Raw genomic sequence first — 25523 nt, 5'->3', positions numbered from 1 at the left:
GATACCGGCTCTGCAGTTTCCTCAGCGGAATTTGAAGGGTAGGCGAACTCCCATGGCAGCCGTGTTGAAGCCGGCCGACATGAAGGCATTGTTCATGTACTCCATGCCCTTCAGTCGATTGACGACAATGCTGTCCTTCCTGTCGACCTTCGACAGCGACCAACTGCCGAACCATGGCTGCACGGTCCCCAGCGCGGTTGCCGCCGGCTCGACCAGAACGTCGAACATGTTGGGCGCCGGGTTGTTGCCCAGTGCCGCGTTGAGCGTGGAGCTTTTCTTCCCCCACCAGCTCTTGCGTCCGATGTAGTAGGTGGAGGCGGCGGCGATGGTGGTGGCCGATGCCTTGGTCGTGTTGCTGACGCCGTCCGCTTCCAGGTTCATCGGTCCCCAGTGGCCGTCGCCCTTCGTCGAATCCTGGTCCAGCAGCCATTCATGGATGACCTTCACCTTCGCCTTCGACGGCGACTGCTTGAACTGTTCCAGGCAGGTCAGAAACACCGCTTCCGCCGCGCCACCGCTGACGGCCGCCCACATCAGCACCATCGGGCGCTCGTTCAGGCTGAGATTGGCGTTCAAGAGCCGGTTGAAGTCGTATGACACCGCGTCACCCCAGGGCAAGTCGTTGAGCTCCATCGCCGTCGGTGCGGCGGTCCGGATCGGTGCGCCGGACCGGGGTTACGCTAGCGTGGCAATGGGGGACGAGCCATGACTGGGCGTCCAATTTTCCTTGACCGTGCGTCCACGGGTCTTGCGGGAAGCCACTGACTTCGAGGGCGGAAATCAGGCGCGAAGCCGGCGCAGCCAGTCCGGAAACCCCCCGGCGATGCCGTCGGCGGCGTCCAATCGGACCGGGCCGTTCATCGGACCGGCAGAGGCTCCGGCCCGCATCTCGGACGGCGAGCAGCCGAAGGCCCGGCGGAAGGCACGGCTGAAATGGGCCTCGCTGGAAAAACCGTAGGCGAAGGCGATTTCGCCGATGCGCCGCCGCTCCGCGGGATCGCAGAGATGCTCGCGGATGCGCAGCAGGCGGCGCTCCTGGATGTAGCGGTTCACCCCATGATGGGGCTCGAACAGCGTGTAGAGGGCCGAACGGGACAGGCCGAGCGCCCGGCACAGCCGGTCGGGGGACAGATCCGGGTTCGTCAGGTTGGCGTCGATGTGGCGCCGCGCCTGCATGATCAGGGTGGCGGCGACCTGCGGCTGGGCCTGGACCAGCGCGTCCCGGCTGGGGGCCAGGCAGGCGGTGACCATGTCGCGGATGATGCGCACGACCTGCGGCGCTTCCTCCACCGTCGCCGACGGCACCGCTTGGGCCAGGGTCCGCATGTGGTCGGCCAGCAGCCGTCCCATGATACCGCCGAGGCGCGTGCCGTGCAGCGCGTCGGCCCGCGGCAGCATGCCGGTCATGACGTCGCGGGGAATGATGATGCAGGCGCCGTCCAGCCGCATCGGCGGCAAGCCGAGCGGCTGGCCCATGTCCTTGATCAGGATTTCATCGCCCACCTTTCCGTCGGCGCCGGAGCGGTCCAGGCGGATGATGAAATGGTCCATGTGATCGGATCGGATTTTCGCCGGCGAGCGGTGATAGGCCAGCGCATCGACATCCATGGTGCCGACGATGATCGGCCCGAGATGGGCGCTGGTCGCCGTCCCGGCGAAGCGCCGGCACGCATCCTCTTCGAGTGGGGCGATCTCGTAGACCGAGGTCATGGCATCGCGCCATGCGGCGAAACGTTCCCGCTCCGGTAGAAAGCTGGTGGAGAAACGCCGGAACGGAACGGTCTGCGCGGCCAAGACGGTAACCCGCAAGTAATTCGTATACCTCCTTCTTTCCAGATAGTCGACGCCGGGTCAACAGGGTTGCGGGGCGTCGACGGGAAGGACGCCGGTCCAGGCGAACCGAGGCAAGAGGCCACGCCTGCGGACCCGACCGTCCTCCCGTGCTGTTGTTTCCCATCAGAGGTGCTGCGGCGGTCGGCTGCCCGCCGCAGCCGCTGGCAATCGAAATGATGGGAACGCGACGATGGCGATGGAGCGCGGCACCGGGATCGGGGCAGGCAATACGGGTGGGTTGCCGGATCGGGAGCTGTCGACGGCCAGCCGGCTGCGATCGATCTTCGGCGGCTCGATCGGCAATCTGGTCGAATGGTACGACTGGTACGTCTATTCGGCCTTCTCGCTCTATTTCGCCCACGCCTTCTTTCCCGGCGAGGATCTGACCGCGCAACTGCTCAGCACGGCGGCGATCTTCGCGGTGGGCTTCCTGATGCGGCCGATCGGCGGCTGGCTGATGGGATGGTATGCCGACCGTCATGGCCGCAAGTCGGCCCTGACCCTGTCGGTCACCCTGATGTGTCTGGGCTCGCTGATGATCGCGGTGACGCCGACCTACCAGACCATCGGGCTGATGTCGCCGATCATGCTGGTCGCCGCCCGGCTGCTGCAGGGGCTCAGCGTCGGCGGCGAATACGGCACCAGCGCCACCTATCTCAGCGAGATGGCGGCCAGGGAAAGCCGCGGCTTCTATTCCAGCTTCCAGTATGTGACGCTGATCATGGGGCAGCTGCTGGCGCTGCTGGTGCTGGTCCTGCTGCAGCGGGTGTTCCTCACCGAACAGCAGCTTCACGATTGGGGCTGGCGCATTCCCTTCGTCATCGGCGCGCTGTGCGCGGTCACCGCCCTGTACCTGCGCCGGCGGATCGAGGAGACGCAGTCCTTCACCCGCCACCGCGGCGCCCAGCCGCGCGGCAGCCTGCTGCGGCAGCTGGCGCGGCACCCGCGCGCGGTCGCCATCGTCGTCGGGCTGACGCTCGGCGGCACCGTCGCCTTCTACACCTACTCCACCTACATGCAGAAATTCCTCGTCAACACGGTGGGGCTGACGAAGGACGACGCCACGCTGATTTCCGCCGGATCGCTGGTCCTGTTCATGCTGCTGCAGCCGCTGGTCGGCGCGCTGTCGGACCGGATCGGGCGGCGTCCGCTGCTGATGCTGCTGACCGTGCCGATCCTGACCGCGCTGAGCGAGACCAAGAGCGGCTGGGCCGCCTTCGGGCTGATCTGCGCGGCGCTGGTGATCGTCAGCGGCTACACCTCCATCAATGCGGTGGTGAAGGCGGAGCTGTTCCCGGCCTCCATCCGCGCGCTCGGGGTGGGGCTGCCCTATGCGCTGACGGTGTCGATCTTCGGGGGCACGGCGGAGTATTTCGCCCTGTGGTTCAAGGAGGCCGGGCATGAAAGCTGGTTCTACTGGTACGTCACCTGCTGTATTGCTCTGTCGCTGGTGATCTACGTCTTCATGCCGGACACCAAGCATCAGTCGGAGATGGACCGGGATTGACGGGATGAGCGGGTGGCGGAGCGTGCTGGGGTCGTGGATGGCGCGGAACCGGTCCAAACTGGTGCATGCGCTGCGGATGACCGTCTCCTCCCTGGCGACCTTCGCGCTGGCCGACGTGCTGGACCTGCCCCAGGGCTTCTGGGCGGTCATCACCGCGCTCATCGTCACCCAGAGCAATGTCGGCGGATCGCTGAAGGCGGCGCTGGACCGCTTCGCCGGTTCGCTGGTCGGCGTCGCCTATGGCGGGGTGATCGCCATGCTGATCCCCCACACGGACGGGCTGGCGCGTGCCGCGGCGCTGCTGGTGGCGGTGGCGCCGCTGTCCTACCTCGCCGCGCTGTCGGCCGGCTTCCGCATCGCCCCGATCACGGCGATCATCGTGCTGCTGGGCACCGCGGGGACCAGCCTCGGCCCGCTCAGCTTCGCCACCGACCGGATGCTGGAGGTCGGCCTCGGCTGCGTCGTCGGCATCCTGATCTCGCTTCTGGTGGTGCCGGCCCGTGCCTCGCGCTCGGTGCTGGATACGGCGGCGGACGCGGCCCGACTGATGGCCGACCAGCTCGACACGCTGGCCGTCGCCGACGAAGCGTCCCAAGCCGCCATGAGCCGGCTGGTGGTGCGCACCCGGCAGACCCTGACCCGGCTGGAGACGCTGGTGGGGGAAGCGGCGCGGGAGCGCCGCAGCCGGCTGGCCGACATGCCCGATCCAGATCCGCTTCTGCGCACGCTGATGCGGTTGCGGCACGACGTGGTGATGCTGCGCCGGACGGTGGGCGAGCCGCGGCAGGACGTTGGCGACCGCGACGCCTGCCCCGACTGGACCCCGGTCGCCGCAGCGGGGGCGGCCATCCTGCGCGGTCTGGCCTCCGCCCTGGCCTCCGGCCTGCCGCCCGACCGGTCTCCCGCACTTGCCGATGCGCTCGCGGCCTACCGCAGCGGCATCGACCGCATGCGGAGCGAAAGGCAGACGCGCCACATGCCGACCGACTGGCTGTGGCGGATGTTCGGCACCGGTTTCGCATTGGAGCAGTTCCGCCGCAATCTGGACGATCTGGTGGAGCGGACGGCGGATTTCGCCGCGCATGATTGAGCGGCCGAGAAAGACGGTCAGGGCCGGCACCGCAAGGATGCCGGCCCTGACCGCGTCATGAAGTCATCGGGTGTCCGCTCAGTGGTCGCCCAGATCGTGCTCGATCTCGATCACCAACCGTTCGGCGCATTGCAAGGCGCGCCGGCGGTCGTCGGCGGTCATCCCCTGCATCGGGTCGGACTGGGCCGGGAAGGACTCCGACCGGCAGAGCCGGCGACCCGAGGCGCAGACCATCACTTCGTACTGGCGACTGTCCTCGTTGAACAGGCACTCGGACTCGAAACCCCTGGCGTCGGTTTCGGCCCACATGATCGTCTTGCTCATCGTCCGGCTCCTTTTGGTCTGGGTCGGGCTGGTCTGGGTTGGCGGTGCTTGCCTTACTTGGCGCTCGCCATCGCGACGGCGGTGTCGGCCATCCGGTTGGAGAAGCCCCACTCGTTATCGTACCACGCCATGACGCGGACGAAATTGCCGTCGACGACCTTGGTCTCCCTGCAGGCGAAGGTCGAGCTGTGCGGGTCGTGGTTGAAGTCCGACGACACCAGCTCCTCGTCATAGGCGGCCAGGATGCCCGTCAGCGGCCCGTTGGCGGCCTCGGAGATCGCCTTGACGATTTCTTCGACCGAGGTGGCGCGCTTGGACGTGAACTTGAAGTCGACGACCGAGACGTTCGGGGTCGGCACGCGCATGGCGGTGCCGTCCAGCTTGCCCTTCAGCTCCGGCAGGACCTTGCCGACCGCCTTGGCCGCACCGGTCGAGGTCGGGATCATGTTCAGGGCCGCGGCGCGGGCGCGATGCAGGTCCTTGTGGTTGGTGTCGACGATGCGCTGGTCGCCCGTGTAGGAGTGGATCGTCGTCATGAAGCCCTTTTCGATGCCGACGAGGTTGTTCAGCACGAAGGCGACCGGGGCCAGGCAGTTGGTGGTGCACGACGCGTTTGAGACGATCCTGTGCTCGGCCGTCAGCTTGTCGTGGTTCACCCCGTAGACGACGGTGATGTCCTCGTCGGTGGCCGGGGCGGAGATCAGCACCTTCTCGGCGCCGGCTTCCAGATGCTTGGCGGCATCGGCGCGCTTGGTGAAGATGCCCGAGCATTCCATGGCGATCTGGACGCCCAGATCCTTCCACGGCAGCTTGGCCGGGTCACGCTCCTGCACGACCTTGATGGCGTGGCCGTTGACGATGAGAACGCCGTCACCCGTTTCGATGGTGCCGGGGAAGCGGCCGTGGACGCTGTCGTATTTCAGCAGGTGCGCGTTGGCCTTCAGATCGGCGAGGTCGTTGATCGCCACGATCTCCACGTCCTTGCGGCCGCTCTCGTAGATGGCGCGCAGAACCAGACGGCCGATGCGGCCGAACCCATTGATCGCTACCCGTACAGCCATGATGTGCTCCAGTCTTTCATAAGGCGGGTTTCGGCCCGCGGGAATTGCAATGTCGGCGCGCAAGCCCGCGGTCAGGCGGGGACGGCGCGCGGGGTGGCGGCATCGAGCCGGTCCGGCAGGGCGTCGCGGCTGGTCAATTCGCTGAAGCGGTTCTCCACCCCCGCGGCGGTCAGCGCCGCGATGGTGTCGTCGCCGGCCGCCACCGACCGCAGGCCGTTGTCGCGGGTGCGCCGGGCGATGAACCAGGCCAGCGCGTCGGTGCCGCCGTCGAAGGGGGCGATCTCGTAGACGCCGAGCGGCCCCGTCCACACCACGATGCGGGCGGCCTCGACGCAGGCGGTCAGCCGCGCGATCGTCGCCGGACCGATGTCGAGCACCATGTCCTCCGGCCCGATGGCGGCGCAGGGGACGATCCGGTCCTCCGTCCCGCTCCGCGCATCGCTCGCCACCACCACGTCGACCGGCAGCAGCAGCTCGCAGCCGCAGGCCTTCGCCCGGTCCAGCAGCTTGCGGGCTTCGTCGATCAGCCCGTAATCGCACAGCGAGGCGCCCATGTCGGTGCCGGTCGCCGCCAGGACGGTGTTGGCAACGCCGCCGCCCAGCGCCAGCACGTCGACCCGCGTCACCAGGCGGCCCAGCAGGTCCAGCTTGGTGGCCAGGGCGCTGCCGCCGACGATGGCGCAGGCCGCGTGGTCGGGTCTTCCGGCCTTGCGGGCCGGGGTGAACAGCGTCGGCCGGGATGGGGCGGCCGCGTCACGACCACCCGTGATCAGATGCAGCCGGCCGGCCGGTCGGGAGGCCGGCCGTGAACCCTGATTGCCTCGGACATCGGTCGTAAGCATGATGCCTGTCCTTTTCTTCGAACCAGTCTTGTCGTTGGTGTCTTGCCGCTCAGGCGGTCCGGATCGGTCCGGCGCCCTGGGGGGACCGCTCCGTCGGCGGGGTGGCGGCCCGGCGGGTCTCGCGGTAGAGGATCAGCAATCCGCTACCGATCACCACCGTGGCGCCGACGATCACATGCGGGGCCGGCACGTCGCCCCAGACCACCCAGCCGAGGATCGTCGCATAGATCAGGCTGGCGTAGCTGAAGGGTCCGACCACCACCGCCCGGGCCAGCGAATAGGCCCGCGTGCTGAAATACTGCGCCCCGCCGCCGGCGATCCCCATCGCCGCCATCAGGGCTAGTGCATGGCTGTCCGGCGTGGTCCAGGCGAAGGGCAGGGCCAGCGCGCTGAGCAGGGTGGAGATCACGGTGAAGTAGAACACCGTGGTCACCGGTCTTTCGGTGCGGCCGAGCTGGCGCATGGCAATCATCGCCAGCGCGTAGCAGACGGCGGCGGTCAACGCGACCAGCGCCCCGCGGTCGAGCATGCCGGCGCCGGGCTGCACCATGATCAGCACGCCGGCGAAGCCGACCGCCACCGCCGCCCAGCGGAACGGGCCGACCCGCTCCCCCAGCAGCGGCACCGACAGGGCGGTGAGGAACAGCGGTGCCGAATAGGAGATCGCCACCGCGTTCGCCAGCGGCATCAGGTGGTAGGCCCAGAACAGCAGCGCCATCGAGACCAGGCCGACGACGGCCCGCCACAGATGCCCCTGCCAATGGTCGGTGTGCAGGCAGCTCCGCCCGCCCGCCGCGGCGACCATGGCGACCGCCGGCAGCAGGGCGAACAGGTTGCGGAAGAAGGTGACCTCGCCCAGCGGATAGGTCTCCGCCAGGATCTTGGCCAGCGCGTTCATGATGGTCATCAGGACCATCGCCAGCAGCATCGACAGGATGCCGAGCCGGACGTTTTCCGGAGGGGCGGCGGTGGGATTTGTGGGGACCTGTTCCATGATGACGCTTTCCTGCCCGGGAAGATTTCCCTCTCCCGTCCCGGGAGAGGGAAGGGGCCCATGCGGAGCATGGGAGGGGTGAGGGGTGATCCAAGGAACCATGCGGTTTGGGATTCTCGCCCTATCCCTCACCCTCCCCGCCTTCGGCGGGTCCCCTCCCTCTCCCGGGGCGGGAGAGGGCATTTTGCCAACGTCCGCAGCGCTTACGCCGCCCTGTCCAACTGCCCTGCGGCGATCACGCCCAGCGTGTGGCGGGCGATCATCCGTTCCTCGTCGGTCGGGATGATGAAGACCGGCACGCGGCTCTCCTGGGCGGAGATGCGGGTCGCCTTGGCCCGGTTGGCCGCCGGGTCGATGGAAACGCCGAGCCAGGACAGCTTCTCCGCCACCCGCGCCCGCACCAGCGTGGAGTTCTCGCCGACGCCGGCGGTGAAGACCACCGCGTCCAGCCCGCCCATCGAGCCGGCCAGCGCCGCCACCTGCTTGGCGACATGGTGGCAGAACAGCTCCACCGCCTCGGCCGCCGCCGGCAGGTCGGAACTCTCCAGGTCGCGCATGTCGTTGGAGAGGCCCGAGACGCCCAGCATGCCCGACTTGTGGTAGAGCAGCTTTTCCAGCTCGTCGGCGCCGTAGCCCTTCTCGCGCATCAGGTAGATCAGCACGCCGGGATCGATGGTGCCCGGCCGGGTGCCCATCGGCACGCCGTCGAGCGCGGTGAAGCCCATAGTAGTGTCGACGCTGTGCCCGCCGCGCATGGCGCACAGGCTGGCGCCGCTGCCGAGATGGCAGACCACCACATGGGCGTCGGCCAGTTCCGGCGCCACCTGGGGCAGGCGATGGGCGACATACTCGTAGCTCAGCCCGTGGAAGCCGTAGCGGCGGATGCCTTCCGCCGTCAGCTCGCGCGGGATGGCGAAGGTCTGCGACTGCCAGGGCTGGGTCTGGTGGAAGGCGGTGTCGAAGCAGGCGACCTGCGGCAGCGACGGATAGACCTGGGCCAGCGCCCGCATGGCGGCGATGTTGTGCGGCTCGTGCAGGGGAGCCAGCGGGATCAACTCCTCCAGCTGGTCGAGCACCGCCGGGGTGACGCGGACGGGTGCCGAGAAACGGCTGCCGCCATGGACGACGCGGTGGCCGGCGGCCACCAGCGTGGCGCCCTTCAGCGTGTCGCCGATCCAGTCGAGCAGATGGTGCAGAAGCTCCGGACGCCCGGGATTCTCGCCGTCGGCCCAGCCGTGGTCGGCGATCTTGTGGCGGGCGGCGTCCTTCGCCTCGAAACGGGGGGCGGTGCCGATGCCGGAGATCTGGCCGGTGACGACCGGCGCCAGCTCGGCGACGCTTCCCCCCTGGAAGACGCAGAATTTCAGGCTGGAGGATCCCGCGTTGATGACGAGGCAGGCGTCCTCGCTGGAGTTCGAGAGTGCGACCATGACGAAAAATCCTATTCGGCGGCCAGCGCGAGCTTCGGCTGGCGTTTGGCGGCGGCGACCAGCGAGGCGACGGCGCAGGAGGCGAGCCGTGCCCGCACATTGTCGGCGCGGCTGGTGAGGATGACCGGCACCTTGGCGCCGAGCACGATGCCGGCGAGGTCGGCGTTGGCCAGGAAGGACAGCTGCTTGACCAGCATGTTGCCGGCTTCCAGGTCGGGGGCGAGCAGGATGTCGGGCTGGCCGGCGACCGGGGAGACGATGCCCTTGGTGCGGGCGGCCTCGGCGGAGATGGCGTTGTCGAAGGCCAGCGGACCGTCGAGGATGCCGCCGGTGATCTGGCCGCGGTCGGCCATCTTGCACAGCGCCGCCGCTTCCAGCGTGGTGTTGATCTTCGGGTTGATCGTCTCGACCGCCGACAGGATGGCAACGCGCGGGGTGGCGACGCCCAGCACCTTGGCGAGGTCGATGGCGTTCTGCACGATGCTGACCTTGTCCTCCAGCGTCGGGTAGATGTTGATCGCCGCATCGGTGATCAGCAGCGTCTTGGAGTAGGTCGGCACATTCATCAGGAAGACGTGGCTGATGCGGCTGGCGGTGCGCAGGCCGGTCTCCTTCTTGACCACCTCGCCCATCAGCTCGTCGGTGTGCAGGCTGCCCTTCATCACCGCCTCGGCCTCGCCGGTGCGGGCCAGTGCCACGGCGGCGGCGGCCGCGGCGCGGCTGTGGGCGGCGTCGACGATGCGGTAGCGGGCGATGTCGAGGCCGCCCGCTGCGGCGACCTTGCGGATGAGGGCTTCGGGTCCGACCAGGATCGGCTCGATCAGCCCGGCCTCGGCAGCCTCGACGGCGCCCTGGAGCGAGCTGGCGTCGCAGGGATAGGCGACGGCGGTGACGACCGGCGGCAGCTCGTCGCATTTGGCGAGCAGGGCGTCGTGCTTGTCGTGGCGGATCATCTGGATCTGCGGCAGCTCATGCGCCGGACGGATGACCTTCTGGGTCGGGGCGATCACCTCGGCGGTGCCGAGCACGACGACCTCGCCATCCTGGTTGGTGCAGACGCAGTCGAAGACGACGACGTTCTTGGCCGGACGCTTCTCGATCACGGTGACGGTGGCGGTGACGATGTCGCCCAGGCCCACCGGGCGGCGGAACTGCAGGCTCTGGCCGGCATAGAGCGAACCGGCGCCCGGCAGATAGGTGCCCAGCACGCCGGAGATCAGCGACCCCGACCACATGCCCGGACCGATCACCTTCTGGAACCGGCTGTCGGCGGCGAACTTCGCGTCGAGATGGGCCGGGTTGATGTTGCCCGACACGGTGGCGAACAGCTCCACATCCATCAAGGTGAGCTGGCGCGACAGGCTGGCCGACTGGCCGATCTGGATTTCGTCGAAGGTCACATTCTCGACGACGGCGCTGGCGCCGTTGCCGGAGGCTTCACCACTGGCACGCATTTTTGAACACTCCGGTTGACCGGGTCGAGCGAGCGGCCCGTTTTCTAGGGTCCGATGGGGCGGCGCCGGGAAGGGACGGAGAGGGGACCGTCCAGTGTTTCATCCGGGGTCGTCGCCCGTTCTGCGTCAGCGTTCCGTGCCGCACCGGGGACCTTAGATATATTAATATATTAACTGTGCATCGCAACATGGAACCGTCGAAAAGCCCGGCGCTTGACACTATGCCGCAGGTGGTTGGTGGCCGACGTCTGCGGGATGGTTCGGCGGGGCTTCCCCCTCCCCCCGGGGAGAGACGGAGGGAGGGGGCACAACGGCGGGACGCCTCAGCGATCATGACGCCCGCCGCCCGTCCTTGAAGTCCCGTCAGGTGCGATCCCGCCGCCGGTGTCGCCTCTCCGGGGGCGGGAGAGGGCGGGCGGAAGGATCGCCGGGCAGGGGACTTCAGGAACTCGAAAAACCTCAGGCCTTGAGGATGCCGCGGCCGGCGAAGCGGGATGCTGCGCCGAGCTGCTCCTCGATGCGGATCAGCTGGTTGTACTTGGCCAGACGGTCCGAGCGGCTGAGCGAGCCGGTCTTGATCTGGCCGCAGTTGGTGGCGACCGCCAGGTCGGCGATGGTGCTGTCCTCGGTCTCGCCCGAACGGTGCGACAGCACGGCGGTGTAGCCGGCCTTGTGCGCCATGTCGACCGCCTCCAGCGTCTCCGACAGCGTGCCGATCTGGTTCACCTTCACCAGGATCGAGTTGGCGACACCTTGGCGGATGCCCTGGGCCAGACGCTTGGGGTTGGTGACGAACAGGTCGTCGCCGACCAGCTGCACCTTGGAGCCGATGGCGTCGGTCAGCGCCTTCCAGCCCTCCCAGTCGTCCTCGGCCATGCCGTCCTCGATCGAGATGATCGGGTAGCGGGCGGCCAGGTCGGCCCAATAGGCGACCATCTGTTCCGGCGACAGCGACTTGCCTTCGCCGGCCAGCTCGTACCTGCCGTTCTTGAAGAACTCGGTCGAGGCGGCGTCGAGCGCCAGCATGACGTCGTCGCCCGGCTTGTAGCCGGCGGCCTCGATCGCCTTCATGACGAAGCCGAGCGCCTCGTCGGTCGAGCCGATGTTGGGGGCGAAGCCGCCCTCGTCGCCCACATTGGTGTTGTGGCCGGCGTCCTTGAGCTTCTTCTTGAGCGACTGGAAGATCTCGGAGCCCATGCGGATGGCGTCGGCGCCGGTCTCGGCGCCCACCGGCATGATCATGAATTCCTGGATGTCGATCGGGTTGTCGGCATGGGCGCCGCCGTTGATGATGTTCATCATCGGCACCGGCAGCAGCGAGGCGAAGGCGCCGCCGACATAGCGGTAGAGCGGCAGGCCGGCATCCTCGGCGGCGGCGCGGGCGACCGCCAGCGACACGCCCAGGATGGCGTTGGCGCCGAGACGGCCCTTGTTCTCGGTGCCGTCGATCTCGATCATCGTCATGTCGAGCACGCGCTGGTCGGCGGCATCCATGCCGGTCAGCGCCTTGGCCAGTTCGCCGTTGACCGACTGCACGGCCTTCAGCACGCCCTTGCCGCCGAAGCGGGACTTGTCGCCGTCGCGCAGCTCGACCGCCTCATGGGCGCCGGTCGAGGCACCCGACGGCACCGCGGCGCGGCCGAAGGCGCCGGTATCGAGGGCAACGTCGACCTCGACGGTGGGGTTGCCGCGGCTGTCGAGGATTTCGCGGGCGCGGATTTCGGTGATGGCGCTCATGGGAAGGGATGTCCCGTTTCTTGAGGGGATGACAGATCGCAGAGGTGTCGGGAGAGTTTTTGAGGGCGTGCTCAGTGCAGCTTGGGGCGCCGGTAGATGAACCAGTAGACGGCACCGACCATCACCGCTCCGCCGATCCAGTTGCCGAGCGTGACGGCGACGAGGTTGACCAGATATTGGCCGACCGGGATGGCGGGGGCGGCGCGGCCGAGGTCGTGCCAGAAGCTGTCCGGTGCGCCCCATTCGATCAGCAGGCCGAGCGGGACGAAATACATGTTGGCGACGCAGTGCTCGAAGCCGGCGGCGACGAAGGCGGCGACCGGGAAGGTGATCGCCAGGATCTTGTCGCCGACGCTGCGCGCGCCGAGCGCCAGCCAGACGGCGAGGCAGACCAGCACGTTGCAGAGGATGCCGAGGAAAAAGGCTTGGCTGGTCGGCAGCGAGCTCTTGGCCACCGCGAAATACAGCGCCGAGGCGCCGACCGCGCCATGGCCGAAGGTATATTGCCCGGACAGGAAGACCAGCAGCGCCGTGCCGGCGGCGCCGACGAAGTTGCCGATCCACACCGTGGTCCACACCCGCATCATCTCGCGGGCATGCAGCCGGCCGCTGGCCCAGGCCATCACCATCAGCGCGTCGCCGGTGAACAGTTGTGCACCGCCGACGATCACCAGGATCAGCCCCATGGAGAAGACCAGCCCGCCCAGCAGCCGGGTCAGACCGTAGGGCAGCATGCCTTCGGCGCCCGACATCGCGACGGTGGCGAACAGGCCGCCCAGCGCGATGAAGGCGCCGGCGAGGACCGCCAGGGCGAACAGGGTGGGGGTGTCGTAATGCGCCTTCTTGACGCCGAGATTCTCGGCGGCGAGCGCGATGGCGTCGGGCATCAGCGCGTCGAGGGTTTGCGGGGTGGGCTGGCTCCAGCCGCCCACATCCTTGCTGTCCATGTTCATCGGTCGATGTCCTCGCTGCCGCGCATCGGTGCGGGCCCGTCGGCGGGTTTCGCTCCCACCATGTAGCTTTACTACATACTCCTGTCGGGAGGACGCTGGCAAGGGCGCCGCCTGAGCAATTCCGTCGCAGGGGGCACTGCGGGAGGACGGTCGGTCGATGCTGGAAAATAAGGGCTTTTCATGGAAAACAGGCGGCGTGTTTGCGTCGGTTGCGCGTCTGTAGTGTTGCTACATCATGACCTGCCGGAGAGGAGCGGCAGGTCAGGGCAGATCCAGGTCCTGGATGTAGCGGGTCAGCGCGCAGCTGGCGTTCAGCATGTGGGCGCGCATGCTGCGGGCGGCCTCCTCCCCGTCGCCGCGCGCCATGGCGCCGAGGATGGCGCCGTGTTCGGCATGGGAGGTCGCCAACCGGTCGCCGTGGCGGAGCTGGGTGCGGCGGAAGGCGGCGAGGCGGGCACGGATGCCGACCGCCTGTTCCGCCATGAACTGGTTGTGGGTCGCCTGGTAGATCGCCTCGTGGAAGCGGCGGTTGAAATCGTCGTAGGCGTCGAGATCGCCGCCCCGCACCATCTCCGCCGACGCTTCATGCATGGTCTGCAGCCGGCTGCGCTCGATCGGCGTGATACGGTATGTCGCGAGGCGGACGCACATCGCCTCCATCTCCGCCGTCGTTTCGAACATGTCCATGATGCGCTCGGCCGTCACGGTGGCGACGACCACGCCGCGGCGCGGCCGGACCTCCACCATGCCGGTGGTGGCGAGCTGGCGCAGGGCTTCGCGCACCGGGGTGCGGGACGCGCCGAACCGCTGGCCGATCTGCTGTTCGTCGAGCGGCGTGCCGGGCTTCAGCCGCCCGGTGGCGATCTCGTCGGCCAGGGCCACCCGGATGACGTCGGAGAGCAGACTCTTGCCGTCGTCCGACACATCCCGGTCAGGCGCTTCCGTCGACTGAAGAGCATCCATTGCGTACACAACCCTCCGGAACTGCCTGGCCGTGTATGCGCACAAGCCGGCCTCATCACAGATAAGTATACAAAAAAGGGAGGTTCGGTCAAAATTATGTTTTCCGACCGGGATTCCAGTGGTATGTATGCACAACAGTAACGGCGGCTGATCAAAAAATACCAAAAGCCCACTGCCGGGACGAAGCGCATACACGGACTGGATGCGCTTCCGGCGGGGCAGCCAATGTCGGCCGCCGTCGTGGCTTCGTGCCCGGTCATGCTCGAACTCAGGTCCGCCGACGGACCGCCGGGCCGCATGAAACGACGGAAATGGGGAAGCGCACATGACGGGTCGAAACGAAAAACCAATTCCATTCGCCGTGGCCTCCACCGGACGGGAGGGCACGCCATGGTGATCTTCGGCACCGCCCTTCTGGCGGGCTGCTATCTGCTGGGCGTGCTGCTCGGCGATGTCCTGGGCGCCCTGATCGGGGTCAAGGCCAATGTCGGTGGCGTCGGCATCGCCATGATGCTGCTGATGGCGGCGCAGTACCACATGCGCAAGCGCGGGCTGATGCGGCCGGAAACCGAGAAGGGCGTCACCTTCTGGGCGATGATGTACATCCCGGTGGTGGTGGCGATGGCCGCCACCCAGAACGTCATCGTCGCCGTCAAGAGCGGTCCCGTCGCCCTGCTGGCCGCCTTCGGCTCGGTCGCGCTCTGCGCCTGCGTCATCTCGCTGATCAACCGCGCCATCCATCGGACCGGAGCCGCCGCCGCCTGGCAGGCCGGCGCCCCCGCCGCCGAACTCGATTAAGGGGGCCGCCATGCTCGACAAGTTCGTCCATGAGATCGCGGACAACCAGCTGGTCGCCGCCTTCGCCGTCGTCGGCATCATCGTCTGGGTCTCGAACCTGCTGGCCCGCCACCTGACCGGCGGCCGGGTTCACGGCTCGGCGATCGCCGTGCTGGCCGGGCTGGCGCTCGCCTATTGGGGCGGGCTGGTCACCGGCAAGACCAAGGGGATGGCCGACCTGACCCTGTTCGGCGGGATGGCCCTGATGGGCGGCGCGATGATGCGAGACTTCTGCATCGTCGCCACCGCCAGCGAGGTGCAGATCGACGAGGCGCGCAAGGCCGGCTGGCTCGGCTTCATCGCGCTGTTCCTCGGCACCCTCCTGCCCTTCATCGTCGGCGTCGCCGTCGCCATGGCCTTCGGCTACACCGACCCGGTGGCGCTGACCACCATCGGCGCTGGCGCCATCACCTACATCGTCGGCCCGGTGACCGGAGCCGCCATCGGCGCCAGTTCCGACGTCATCGCGCTGAGCATCGCCACCGGCGTGGTCAAGGCGATCCTGGTCATGGTCTTCACCCCCGTCCTGGCCGGCTTCATGCGGCTGGACAATCCGCAGGCCGCGATGGTCTTCGGCGGGCTGGCCGGCACGGTCAGCGGCGTCAGCGCCGGGCTGGCGGCGACCGACCGCCGGCTGGTGCCCTACGGCGCCCTGGTCGCCACCTTCCACACCGGCCTGGGCTGCCTGATGGGACCGTCCGTCCTCTTCCTGGCGATCAAGGCGATCGCCGGCTGATACGAAACCAGTGAAGAAGGAAGCTGACACCATGCGCGACTGGAACCTGCAGGGGCGCAACCGCGATGCCCGGCTGGCCCGCGCCGCCAGTCTTGTCGACGGAAAGCGCGTCGCCGCCGCGAATGCCCGCGCCCTGCTGGAAGCGGTGCTGGAACCGGGCGACCGCGTCTGCCTGGAGGGCAACAACCAGAAGCAGGCCGATTTCCTGGCCCGCACCCTGGCCTCGGTCGATCCGGCGCGGGTGAACGGCCTGCACATGGTGCAGTCGGTGCTGGCGCTGCCGGAGCATCTCGACGTCTTCGAGCGCGGCATCGCATCGAAGCTCGACTTCTCCTTCTCCGGCCCGCAGGGGGCGCGGCTGGCGCGCATGGTGGCGGACGGGCGGATCGCGGTCGGTGCCATCCACACCTATCTGGAGCTGTTCGGCCGCTATTTCGTCGACCTGACGCCGCGGATCAGCCTCGTCGCCGCCCAGGCGGCCGACGCCGCCGGCAACCTCTACACCGGTCCCAACACCGAGGACACGCCGGTCATCGTCGAGGCGACCGCCTTCAAGCGCGGCATCGTCATCGCCCAGGTGAACGAGCTGGTCGACAGCGTGCCGCGCGTCGACATCCCCGGCGGCTGGGTCGATTTCGTCATCCAGAGCCCGACGCCGCATTACATCGAACCGCTGTTCACCCGCGATCCCGCGCAGATCTCGGAAATCCAGGTGCTGATGGCGATGATGGCCATCAAGGGCATCTATGCCGAATACGGCATCCAGCGGCTGAACCACGGCATCGGCTTCGACACCGCGGCCATCGAACTGCTGCTGCCGACCTATGCGGAGTCGCTGGGGCTGAAGGGGAAGATCTGCCGGCACTGGGCGCTGAACCCGCACCCGGCGCTGATCCCCGCCATCGAGGCCGGCTTCGTCGAGAGCGTCCATTCCTTCGGCTCGGAGCTGGGGATGGAGGCCTATATCCGCGCCCGGCCGGACGTGTTCTTCACCGGTTCCGACGGCAACATGCGGTCCAACCGGGCGCTGTCCCAGGCCGCCGGCCATTACGCCTGCGACCTGTTCATCGGCTCGACCCTGCAGATCGACCTCGCCGGCAACAGCTCCACCGCCACGCTGGGGCGCATCGCCGGCTTCGGCGGCGCGCCCAACATGGGGGCCGACGCCCGCGGACGCCGCCATGCCAGCCCGGCGTGGCTGAAGGCCGGGCGGGAAGCGCGCGGCGACGGCGGGCGGATGCCGCGCGGCCAGAAGCTGGTCGTCCAGATGGTGGAGACCTTCCGCGAGCACATGCAGCCGGCCTTCGTCGACCGGCTCGACGCCTGGGACCTGGCGGAGAGCGCCGGCATGGAACTGCCGCCGGTGATGATCTACGGCGACGACGTGACCCACATCCTGACCGAGGAGGGCATCGCCAACCTGCTGCTCTGCCGGACCGACGAGGAGCGGGAACAGGCGATCCGCGGCGTTGCCGGCTACACGCCCGTGGGGCGTGGGCGCGACCGCCGGATGGTGGAGAATCTCCGCGACCGCGGCATCATCCGCCGGGCGGAGGATCTGGGCATCGACAAGCGGATGGCGACCCGCGACCTGCTGGCCGCGCGGTCGGTCAAGGACCTCGTGCGTGCATCGGGCGGCCTGTACGACCCGCCCAAGCGCTTCCGCAACTGGTGAGCCGAACCCCATGGAAATCCTGACTTACGAATATCGCGGCGGCCGTCCCGTGGCCTCCCCGCCGCCGTCCGTCCTGGTGGGCGTCGTCGGCTCCGGCAATCTGGAGGTTCTGGTGGAGCCGGCGCCGCTCGGCGGCCTCTGCCGGGTCGAGGTCCAGACCGCTGCGGTCGGCTTCGGCGCGACCTGGCAGGCGGTGCTCGACGACGTCTTCGCCCGCCATCCGCTGGCCGACGTCCGCATCTCCATCAACGATGTCGGCGCCACCCCGGCCGTGGTCGGCTTGCGGCTGGACCAGGCTTTGGACGCCTTCGCCGGAGGAGCGCAGCCATGACCAGTTACTACGAGGACAGTGCCCGCGGCCGGCTCGCCGGGCTGCTCGACCCCGGCAGCCTCACCGAGATCCTGCCGCCGACCGAGCGGGTGGTCAGCCCGCATCTGCGGCAGCTCGACACCCCGGCGGCCTTCGACGACGGCATCGTCGTCGGCGAGGGACGGCTGGCCGGCCGGCGGGTGCTGGTCGCCGCCCAGGAAGGCGGCTTCATGGGCGGCGCGGTCGGCGAGGTGCATGGCGCCAAGCTGACCGGGCTGCTGGAGCGTGCGCTGGACACGCGTCCCGACGGCGTCCTGCTGCTGGTCGAGTCCGGCGGCGTGCGGCTGCACGAGGCGAATGCCGGGCTGATCGCGGTGTCGGAGGTGATGCGCGCGGTGCTGGCGGTGCGGGCATCCGGGATCCCGGTGATCGTGCTGGACGGCGGCACCTTCGGCTGTTTCGGCGGCATGGGCATCGTGTCGCGCCTGTGCGACGCGGTGGTGATGAGCGAGGAGGGGCGGCTTGGCCTTTCCGGTCCCGAGGTGATCGAAACCACCATGGGGGTCGAGGAGTTCGACAGCCGCGACCGCGCTCTGGTCTGGCGCACCGTCGGCGGCAAGCACCGCTATCTGCTGGGCGAGGCGGCGACCCTGGTCGAGGACGACGTTTCCGCCTTTCGCGCCGCCGCCTTGGCCCTGCTGGACCACAAGCCGGATGTGTCGCTGTCGGCGCTTGAGGCTGAGCATGCCGCGCTGGCCAGCCGGCTGGAGCGCTTCGGCGACTGCCGCGACGCGCTCGACATCTGGGAGCGGCTGGGGGTGGAGGAGCCGGAAAGGCTGCCGATCCTCGACACCGCCGACTTCCTCGCCACCGTCTGCGACCGGAGGGCCTGAGCCATGGATTTGACGAGTCTTCTGAACCGGCTGTTTCCCGACGGGCACGAGATCGCCGCAGACGGTGTCTATTTCGACGGCGCCGGCCGGGTCTTCGGCACCGAGGTGGCGGTGATCGGCACCATCGACAACACGCCGATCGGCATCGAGCTGGCCTTCCGCATGGCCGGCGCGGTGCTGGAGGTGGTGCGCCGCCATCCCGGCCGGCCGATCCTGCTGCTGGTCGACACCCAGGGCCAGCGGCTGAGCCATCGCGACGAGCTGCTGGGCATCAACGGCTACATGGCGCATCTGGCCAAATGCATCGACCTCGCCCGGCGCAACGGGCACCGGGTGCTCGGGCTGGTCCATGGGCAGGCGGTCAGCGGCGGCTTCCTCGCCACCAGCCTGCTGGCCGACCGCTGCTATGCCCTGCCGGACGCCGAGATCCGGGTGATGAACCTGCCGGCGATGTCCCGCGTCACCAAGATCCCGCTGGAACGGCTGACGGAGCTGAGCGCGTCCTCCCCGGTCTTCGCCCCCGGTGTCGAGAATTATCGCCGGATGGGCGCCATCACCGCCTTGTGGGAGGGCGACCTCGCCGCCTGCCTTGCCGAGGCGCTGGCGGTGCCGACCGACGGCGATCCGCGCCGGGCGCTGGGCGAGGAGCGCGGCGGACGGCAGCTTGCCCGCAAGGTGGCCGACCGGGTGCGGCACGATGCCGTCTGACACCGTTCCCTGGCCGCGCCATGGCTGGGTCCGGCTGGGGGAGGGCTGGGCGAGCCGCCTGCGCTCTCCCCTGGCTCCGGCGAAGTTGGCGGAGGCCGAGGACTGGTGCCGGGCCAGCCGGCCGCTGGTGATCGCGCGCGGCCGGCCGGAAGACGGGACGGGGGAGCTTCGGCTGGGCCTCGCCACGCCGGACAAGCGGCGGATTGGCCTGCATGTGACGGCCGATGCGGTGGCCGAGCGGCTGGACCCGCTGCCGCTTGCAGAGGCGGCAGCGTCGGCGCCGGAGGGGTGGCGGCCCATGCTGACGAATCTGGCGCTGCGGGCGCAGGAGTTGGGGACGGCCGCCGCGGTCTATGGTTCGCTGGCCTGGCAGCACCGCACCGGCCTGCGCTATGTCCGGCCTGAGTCCGACATCGACCTGCTGTTCGCCCCGCGCGACCGCCGGCAGTTGGATGGCCTGCTGGATCTGCTGGTGGCGGTCGGCGATGCGACTCCGCGCCTGGACGGGGAAATCCTGCTGCCGGACGGTGCGGCGGTCGCGTGGCGGGAGCTGGCTGGCCGGCCCCGCCGGCTGCTGGTGAAGGGACCGGCGGAGGTCAGCCTGCGCGACCTGTCCGCCGTGCTGGCGCTGTTCGACCGGGAGGACGCCGTATGATTCGCAGCAATGCCGCAGTCACCCAGGTTCCGGCCGATTTCGCCAACCCGGTTGCGGCGCTGGCCGGACGGACGGCGGTTCGTGCGCTCTATGCCGAGCTGGCGCTGCACCCCAAGCCGGGGCTGGTCAGCCCGTTCGACAGCGGCAGCCATGACGACATGGACATGGGGACCTTTCTGCGCAGCTTGTTCGCCCTGCGTGGCTATTTCCGCGCCATCGCCGCCGCCGGTGCCGAGGGGGCGGATTTCGCCGTCCTGCGCGATCTCGGCATCGCCGGGGAGCGTCGGATGCTGGCGGCCACCGGCGGGATCAACACGCATCGCGGCGCGGTGTTCGGCATCGGCTTCCTCGCGGCGGCGGCGGGTTGGCGGATGCGGCGGGGCCGGACACTTCGGGGAACGGCGCTGGGCGGGACCGTCGGCGATCTGTGGGGCGCCGACATCCTGGCCGCCGCGCCGCAGGCCCCGGTCAGCCACGGCGCGCGGGCCGTCCAGCGCTATGGCGCCCGCGGCGCCCGGCAGGAGGCGGCCGACGGCTTCCCCACGCTGTTCACGCTTGCATTGCCGGCGCTGGACCGCGCGCTAGCGGACGGCGCCGATCCGGAGCGGGCGCTGGTGCAGACCCTGTTCACATTGATGGCGGAGTTGGAGGACACCAACCTGCTGCACCGTGGCGGTTCGGCCGGGCTGACCTTCGTCCAGGGCGAGGCGCGCCGCTTCCTCGACCGCGGCGGGGTGTTCCAGGCCGGCTGGCGGGCCGAGGCCCTGGCCCTGCACCGCGCCTGCGTCGCCCGCCGCCTGTCGCCCGGCGGCAGCGCCGACATGCTGGCGGCGGCGCATTTCGTCCATGCCCTGCGGGAGGGCTGGGCATGAGCCTGGGGATCCTCTGTTCCGGCCAGGGCGGGCAGGGGCCGGGCATGCTGGATCCGCTGCGGCGGGAACCGGCGGCGCAGGCGGTGCTAGACCGGGCCGCCACGGCCATGGGTCGAGATTTGCGCGCCCTCGTCGCCGGGCCGGAGGCCGGGATGCATGACAATGCCGTCGCCCAGCCGCTGCTTTGCGCGGTCCAGGCGGCGACCTGGGCGGCCTTGCGCCCCCATCTGCCGCTGCTGCGGGCGGTCGCCGGCTACAGCCTGGGGGAGTTGTCGGCCTATCATGTCGCCGGTGCGCTCGATGCGGAGGACCTGGTTCGGCTGGCGATCCGCCGTGCGGAAGCGATGGACCGCGCCGACCCCGAACCGGGCGGGCTGCTGGCCGTGCGCGGGCTCGACCGCTTGCAGCTGGAGGGGGTTTGCCGCGACTGCGGTGCGGACATCGCCATCGAGAACGGTGCCGACCGGTTCGTGGTCGGTGGGCACCGGGCGACGCTGGATGCGCTAGAGCGGGTGGTCCTGGCGCTTGGCGCCACGGTCACGCCGTTGCCGGTCACCGTCGCCTCGCACACCCGCCTGATGGCGCCCGCCGCCGAGGAGTTCGCCCCGGTCTTGGTCGCAAGCGGCCTGCAGGCGCCGCCGCTGCCGGTGCTGGCCGGCATCGACGGCACCCCGGTCTACACGCGCGAGCGGGCCATCGCGGCGCTGACCCGGCAGATGACGGAGACGGTCGCCTGGGTCGCTTGCCTGGACGGGCTGGTCGAGATGGGCTGCACCGTTCTGCTGGAAACCGGCCCCGGCAATGCTCTGGCGCGGATGGCCGCCGAGCGGCATCCGGAACTGGCCGTCCGCTCCGTGTCCGATTTCCGCAGCCTGTCGGGTGCCGCCGCCTGGGTAGAGCGGCAACTGGGGTGATTGGGCTGTAGGTCGCAGGAGGAGTCCCCTCTCCCCCCCGGGGAGAGGGTTAGGGTGAGGGGGTCGCGCGGCGAGGATTCTCGGGATAGCCAAGCAATGCATCCCCCTCACCCCGACCCTCTCCCCCGGGGGGGAGAGGGGGATTTTCGCAGGTTGGAAAGGGTCATCGTCCCCCGCCCGGTTTCGGACCCAGCACGCAGGCGACGGCGGCCAGGATCAGCACCAGCGCCGCCGCAAGCCGCGGCGTCACCGGGTCGCCCAGCAGCAGCACCGCGCCGCCCACCCCGACGACGGGGATCAGCAGGGTGCTGACCGCCGCCTCCCCTACGGTCAGGCGGCGGACGGTGACGTACCACAGCGCCTGCGCCGCGCAGATCGAACAGACGATGTGCCAGGCGAAGCCGGTCCAGACCGTGGCGTGAATCTCGGCCAGGGCCGGCCGTGCCTCCGTCGCCGCCAGCCCGATCATCGGCAGGGCGCAGAGCACGTACTGCCAGCCGGTGATGACCATCGGATGGGTGCGCCACACCCGCCGCTTCATCACGATGGTGCCGAGCGCCCAGGCCACCGCCGCCACCAGCATCACCGCCGGCCCGGCCAGTTGCGACGGCGGCGCCGTCAGCGCCTCCGGCCCCAGCAACACCAGCAGGCCGGCCAGCCCGCAGGCTAGCCCGGCGATCTGGCGCGGTCCCGGCCGTTCGCCCAGCAGCGGGATCGCCAGCAGCGTCGCCCACACCGGCATGGTGAAGGCGACGATGGCCGCCTGCGAGGTCGCCATCAGACTCTGGCCCAGCGCCGTGCACAGGTTGAAGACCAGCACGTTGCACAGCCCGGCCGTTACCAACGCCGGCCATTCCCCCCGTTCCACCCGCAGCCGGTGCCCGGCCAGCCGCGCCGCACCCAGCAGCAGCACCGCCCCGGCGCTGAAGCCGATGGCGCGCAGGCTGAAGATCGGCATCTGCGTCAGGATCGTCTTCACCGCCGGCCAGTTCAGGCCCCAGAACAGGCTGATGGCGGCGATCAGCAGGTATTTCGCCGGATCGCGGCCGGTGCCGCTGGCGGCGGTGGCGGTCATGCGGCTGTCTTGCCTTCAAACCCGTCCAGGAAGCTCGACAGGTTGGCCGACAGGTCATCGATGGCGTAGCCGCCTTCCTGCACCAGCACCGTCGGCAGCCCGGCGGCGGCGATCAGGGCGCCCATGCGGGCGAAGCCCGGCGTGGTGACGCCGAAGGCGGCCAGCGGGTCGTTGATGAAGGTGTCGAAGCCCAGCGAGACGAACAGCATCTCCGGCGCGAAGCGCCGGATCTCGTCCAGGCCCTTGCCGATGGTCGCCAGCACCGTCGCCTCGTCGCTGCCGATCGGCAGGGGGAGGTTCAGGGTGTAGCCTTCGCCGCGGCCGATGCCGCGCTCCTGCGCATAGCCGGCCATGTGCGGATAGAACTCGGCCGGGTCGCCGTGGACCGAGACGAAGAACACGTCGTCGCGCTCGTAGAAGATGTCCTGCGTGCCGTTGCCATGGTGGACGTCGACGTCGATGATCGCCACCCGCGCCGGGCGGCCTTGGGCGCGCAGCAGCGGCAGCACCGATTCCGCGGCGACGGCGACATGGTTCAGGTAGCAGAAGCCGCCGGCCATGTCGCGGGTGGCATGGTGCCCCGGCGGCCGGCACAGCGCGTAGGCGGCGGTGTCGGCACCGCTGGCGACCAGCTTCGCCGCGTGGATGGCGGCGTTGGTCGCGGCGCAGGTGGCGGCCCAGGTGCCCTCGCCGATCGGGCAGGCGGTGTCGAACATGTGCCAGCCGGCCTGCCCGACGATGCTCGTGGGGTAGTTGGGAGCCGCCTGCATGCGGTGGACGTTGGGCAGCACCACGTCGCCCATGTCGCCGGCCGCCACCCAGCGGGCGTGCGCCGTTTCCAGGAAGGCGAGATAGGCGGGGGTGTGGACGGCGGCGCGCGGGGCGGAGCCGTAATCGTCGGGCAGGATCAGCGTTTCGCCCCGCTTCTCGATCAGCGAGGCCAGCGCGCCGACCCGCTCCGGCTTCTCCGGCAGGGCGCGCAGCAGGCCCTTGTTGAAATAGGTGGCGGGACGGTGCAGGGCGACGTCGGGGTGATGGACGAACTTCATGGGGGAGACTCCGTTGGAGGTCTCCCTCTCCTGCCCCGGGAGAGGGAAGGGGCCCGCCGCGAAGCGGTGGGAAGGGTGAGGGGTAGCCCAAGAAACCATGCGCTACGGGATTCTTGGGTCGCCCCTCACCCTCCCCATGCTGCCGCATGGGTCCCCTCCCTCTCCCGGGGCGGGAGAGGGCTTGCTATGCGCTCAGGGCTTTCCAGCCGTGGCGACCAGCGTTTCGAACAGCACGGCGGCACCGCGGGCACCATCGGCGGGGGCGATGTTCTCGACTTCGTTGTGGCTGATGCCGTCCTCGCAGGGGATGAAGATCATCGCCGTCGGCACCTTGCCCGCCACATAGACCGCGTCATGGCCGGCGCCCGACACGATGTCGCGGTGGCTGAAGCCGAAGCCGCCCGCCGCCTCGCGCACCCGGTCGACCAGCGGCTTGGCGAAGGGCGTCGGCGGGAAGTGCCAGAAATCGGCGATCTCGGCGCCCACCCCGTTCTGCTCGGCAATCGCGGCGACGGCGGCGCGGAATCGACGGTCCATGTCGGCCAGCGTGTCGGCGTTCGGATGGCGCAGGTCGACGGTGAAGAAGACCCGGCCGGGGATGACGTTGCGCGAATGCGGGTGGACATCGAGAATGCCCACCGTGGCGCAGGGATCGCCCGCCGTCTCCAGCCCGACCCGCTGCACCGCCTGCACCATCGCCGAGGCGGCGACCAGCGCGTCGCGGCGCAGGCGCATCGGCGTCGGGCCGGCATGGGCCTCGACACCCGTCACCGTCACCTCGTACCAGCGCTGGCCCTGGGCGCCGGTGACGACGCCGATCTCCTTGCCCTCGACCTCCAGCACCGGACCCTGTTCGATATGGGCCTCCAGATAGGCGTGCATCGGGTGATCGACCGGCGCCTCGCCGGCATAGCCGGTGCGGACCAGCTCGTCGCCGAGCCGCGCGCCGTCCTGCGCCACCTTGTCGAGGATCTCCTCCAGGGTGAAGACGCCAGTGACGACGCCCGACCCCATCATCGGCGGCGAGAAGCGGGAGCCTTCCTCGTTGGTCCACACCGCGACCTCGACCGGGTGCAGGGTCTCCACCCCGCGGTCGTTCAGCGAGCGCACCACCTCCAGCGCCGCCAGCACGCCGAACACGCCGTCGAAGCGTCCGCCGGTCGGCTGGGTGTCGAGATGGCTGCCCATCACCACCGGGGGCAGGCTGTCGTCACGGCCTTTGCGGCGGGCGAAGATGTTGCCGATGCGGTCGATTGTCACGGTGCAGCCGGCGGCCTCGCACCAGGAGACGAACAGGTCGCGGCCGGCCTTGTCCTCGTCCGACAGGGCGAGGCGGCAACTGCCGCCCTTCGCGGTGGCGCCGATCTTCGCCATCTCGGCAAGGCTGTCCCACAGGCGCTGGCCGTCGATGGGCAGATTGGAGGGGAGGGACATGGGGGCTCCAGGTGAGGCTTGTTATGTTTCGATCAGGGAGGTGTCGGCTTCGAATGCCCCCACCTAACCTCCCCCGCTGGGCGGAGGAGGGACTGCCGCCGCTTTTCCGAACAAGCGCTTGATCCCCTCCCCCGCCCAGCTCTCGCACAAAGCTTCGCTTTGTGCTGACGCGGCAGG

General features: G+C 69.3%; 25 protein-coding genes. 11 read left to right on the top strand and 14 right to left on the bottom strand.

From position 1 onward, the window contains the following. Positions 1-21: 21 nt before the first annotated feature. Together JHL17_RS15085 and JHL17_RS15080 are read right to left on the bottom strand one after the other, a co-directional pair. Positions 22-633 (bottom strand): hypothetical protein, encoded by a 612-nt coding sequence (locus JHL17_RS15085; RefSeq protein ID WP_200194311.1) that lies wholly within the window; start codon positions 631-633, stop codon positions 22-24. A 147-nt stretch (positions 634-780) separates the two neighbouring features. Continuing rightward, positions 781-1794: a helix-turn-helix domain-containing protein gene (locus JHL17_RS15080; RefSeq protein WP_200194310.1), complete on the bottom strand. Its 1014-nt coding sequence runs from the start codon at positions 1792-1794 to the stop codon at positions 781-783. A 229-nt stretch (positions 1795-2023) separates the two neighbouring features. Here JHL17_RS15080 and JHL17_RS15075 point away from each other — a divergent pair, with 229 nt between their 5' ends. Both JHL17_RS15075 and JHL17_RS15070 read left to right on the top strand, forming a co-directional pair. Beyond that, a complete protein-coding gene (locus tag JHL17_RS15075; protein WP_425599613.1) occupies positions 2024-3340 on the top strand; it encodes an MFS transporter in 1317 nt (438 codons plus the stop codon). A gap of 4 nt (positions 3341-3344) precedes the next feature. Beyond that, a complete protein-coding gene (locus JHL17_RS15070; RefSeq protein WP_200194309.1) occupies positions 3345-4430 on the top strand; it encodes an FUSC family protein in 1086 nt (361 codons plus the stop codon). Between the two features lie 78 nt (positions 4431-4508). Here JHL17_RS15070 and JHL17_RS15065 read toward each other — a convergent pair whose 3' ends face one another. From JHL17_RS15065 to JHL17_RS15025, 9 genes are all read right to left on the bottom strand, one after another. Next, the gene (locus tag JHL17_RS15065; RefSeq protein WP_200194307.1) at positions 4509-4754 is read right to left on the bottom strand and encodes a hypothetical protein; all 246 of its coding nucleotides are present in this window, start codon (positions 4752-4754) and stop codon (positions 4509-4511) included. 53 nt (positions 4755-4807) lie between these two features. Further along, positions 4808-5815 (bottom strand): type I glyceraldehyde-3-phosphate dehydrogenase, encoded by a 1008-nt coding sequence (gene gap, locus JHL17_RS15060; protein WP_200194306.1) that lies wholly within the window; start codon positions 5813-5815, stop codon positions 4808-4810. A gap of 71 nt (positions 5816-5886) precedes the next feature. Continuing rightward, the gene (pgk, locus tag JHL17_RS15055; RefSeq protein WP_200194305.1) at positions 5887-6657 is read right to left on the bottom strand and encodes a phosphoglycerate kinase; all 771 of its coding nucleotides are present in this window, start codon (positions 6655-6657) and stop codon (positions 5887-5889) included. 49 nt (positions 6658-6706) lie between these two features. Beyond that, positions 6707-7651, bottom strand: a complete 945-nt coding sequence (locus JHL17_RS15050) for a DMT family transporter (protein WP_200194304.1) — start codon at positions 7649-7651, stop codon at positions 6707-6709. Positions 7652-7854: 203 nt separating this feature from the next. After that, complete coding sequence (locus JHL17_RS15045; RefSeq protein WP_200194303.1) at positions 7855-9081, bottom strand: acetate/propionate family kinase; 1227 nt, start codon at positions 9079-9081, stop codon at positions 7855-7857. A gap of 11 nt (positions 9082-9092) precedes the next feature. Next, positions 9093-10535 (bottom strand): bifunctional enoyl-CoA hydratase/phosphate acetyltransferase, encoded by a 1443-nt coding sequence (locus JHL17_RS15040; protein ID WP_200194302.1) that lies wholly within the window; start codon positions 10533-10535, stop codon positions 9093-9095. A gap of 459 nt (positions 10536-10994) precedes the next feature. Beyond that, complete coding sequence (gene eno, locus JHL17_RS15035) at positions 10995-12272, bottom strand: phosphopyruvate hydratase (protein WP_200194301.1); 1278 nt, start codon at positions 12270-12272, stop codon at positions 10995-10997. Positions 12273-12343: 71 nt separating this feature from the next. After that, a complete protein-coding gene (locus tag JHL17_RS15030) occupies positions 12344-13225 on the bottom strand; it encodes a formate/nitrite transporter family protein (protein WP_200194300.1) in 882 nt (293 codons plus the stop codon). Positions 13226-13486: 261 nt separating this feature from the next. Then, positions 13487-14188 (bottom strand): GntR family transcriptional regulator, encoded by a 702-nt coding sequence (locus tag JHL17_RS15025; RefSeq protein ID WP_200194299.1) that lies wholly within the window; start codon positions 14186-14188, stop codon positions 13487-13489. A 390-nt stretch (positions 14189-14578) separates the two neighbouring features. Here JHL17_RS15025 and madL point away from each other — a divergent pair, with 390 nt between their 5' ends. The 9 genes from madL to JHL17_RS14980 are packed head-to-tail and all read left to right on the top strand — an operon-like array spanning position 14579 to position 21788. Beyond that, on the top strand, positions 14579-14986 hold the full coding sequence (gene madL, locus JHL17_RS15020; RefSeq protein ID WP_200194298.1) for a malonate transporter subunit MadL: 408 nt from the start codon (positions 14579-14581) through the stop codon (positions 14984-14986). Between the two features lie 10 nt (positions 14987-14996). Then, complete coding sequence (madM, locus tag JHL17_RS15015; RefSeq protein WP_200194297.1) at positions 14997-15761, top strand: malonate transporter subunit MadM; 765 nt, start codon at positions 14997-14999, stop codon at positions 15759-15761. 31 nt (positions 15762-15792) lie between these two features. Further along, a complete protein-coding gene (gene mdcA, locus JHL17_RS15010; RefSeq protein ID WP_200194295.1) occupies positions 15793-17436 on the top strand; it encodes a malonate decarboxylase subunit alpha in 1644 nt (547 codons plus the stop codon). Positions 17437-17446: 10 nt separating this feature from the next. After that, positions 17447-17767, top strand: coding sequence for a malonate decarboxylase acyl carrier protein (mdcC, locus tag JHL17_RS15005; protein ID WP_200194294.1), 321 nt, complete (start codon positions 17447-17449; stop codon positions 17765-17767). After that, positions 17764-18639 (top strand): biotin-independent malonate decarboxylase subunit beta, encoded by an 876-nt coding sequence (locus JHL17_RS15000; RefSeq protein WP_200194293.1) that lies wholly within the window; start codon positions 17764-17766, stop codon positions 18637-18639. Before mdcC ends, JHL17_RS15000 begins: the two co-directional genes overlap by 4 nt. Before the next feature lie 3 nt (positions 18640-18642). Continuing rightward, a complete protein-coding gene (gene mdcE, locus JHL17_RS14995; protein WP_200194292.1) occupies positions 18643-19347 on the top strand; it encodes a biotin-independent malonate decarboxylase subunit gamma in 705 nt (234 codons plus the stop codon). Then, positions 19337-20002 (top strand): malonate decarboxylase holo-[acyl-carrier-protein] synthase, encoded by a 666-nt coding sequence (gene mdcG, locus JHL17_RS14990; RefSeq protein ID WP_200194291.1) that lies wholly within the window; start codon positions 19337-19339, stop codon positions 20000-20002. The genes mdcE and mdcG overlap by 11 nt, the downstream gene beginning before the upstream one ends. Further along, a complete protein-coding gene (gene mdcB, locus JHL17_RS14985; protein WP_200194289.1) occupies positions 19999-20874 on the top strand; it encodes a triphosphoribosyl-dephospho-CoA synthase MdcB in 876 nt (291 codons plus the stop codon). Before mdcG ends, mdcB begins: the two co-directional genes overlap by 4 nt. Next, positions 20871-21788 carry an ACP S-malonyltransferase gene (locus tag JHL17_RS14980; protein WP_200194288.1) on the top strand — a complete coding sequence of 306 codons (918 nt, stop codon included), beginning with the start codon at positions 20871-20873 and terminating at the stop codon, positions 21786-21788. The genes mdcB and JHL17_RS14980 overlap by 4 nt, the downstream gene beginning before the upstream one ends. A 163-nt stretch (positions 21789-21951) precedes the next feature. Here JHL17_RS14980 and JHL17_RS14975 read toward each other — a convergent pair whose 3' ends face one another. The 3 genes from JHL17_RS14975 to JHL17_RS14965 form a co-directional block, all read right to left on the bottom strand. Beyond that, positions 21952-22863 carry a DMT family transporter gene (locus tag JHL17_RS14975; RefSeq protein ID WP_200194287.1) on the bottom strand — a complete coding sequence of 304 codons (912 nt, stop codon included), beginning with the start codon at positions 22861-22863 and terminating at the stop codon, positions 21952-21954. Continuing rightward, the gene (locus tag JHL17_RS14970; RefSeq protein ID WP_200194286.1) at positions 22860-23912 is read right to left on the bottom strand and encodes a histone deacetylase family protein; all 1053 of its coding nucleotides are present in this window, start codon (positions 23910-23912) and stop codon (positions 22860-22862) included. The genes JHL17_RS14975 and JHL17_RS14970 overlap by 4 nt, the downstream gene beginning before the upstream one ends. Before the next feature lie 192 nt (positions 23913-24104). After that, on the bottom strand, positions 24105-25346 hold the full coding sequence (locus JHL17_RS14965) for a Zn-dependent hydrolase (protein ID WP_200194285.1): 1242 nt from the start codon (positions 25344-25346) through the stop codon (positions 24105-24107). Positions 25347-25523 lie beyond the last annotated feature (177 nt).

The organism is Azospirillum endophyticum (genome assembly GCF_016595245.1).
Taxonomy (GTDB): Bacteria; Pseudomonadota; Alphaproteobacteria; order Azospirillales; family Azospirillaceae; genus Azospirillum; species Azospirillum endophyticum.
This window is presented reverse-complemented; position numbering and strand designations above follow the sequence as displayed.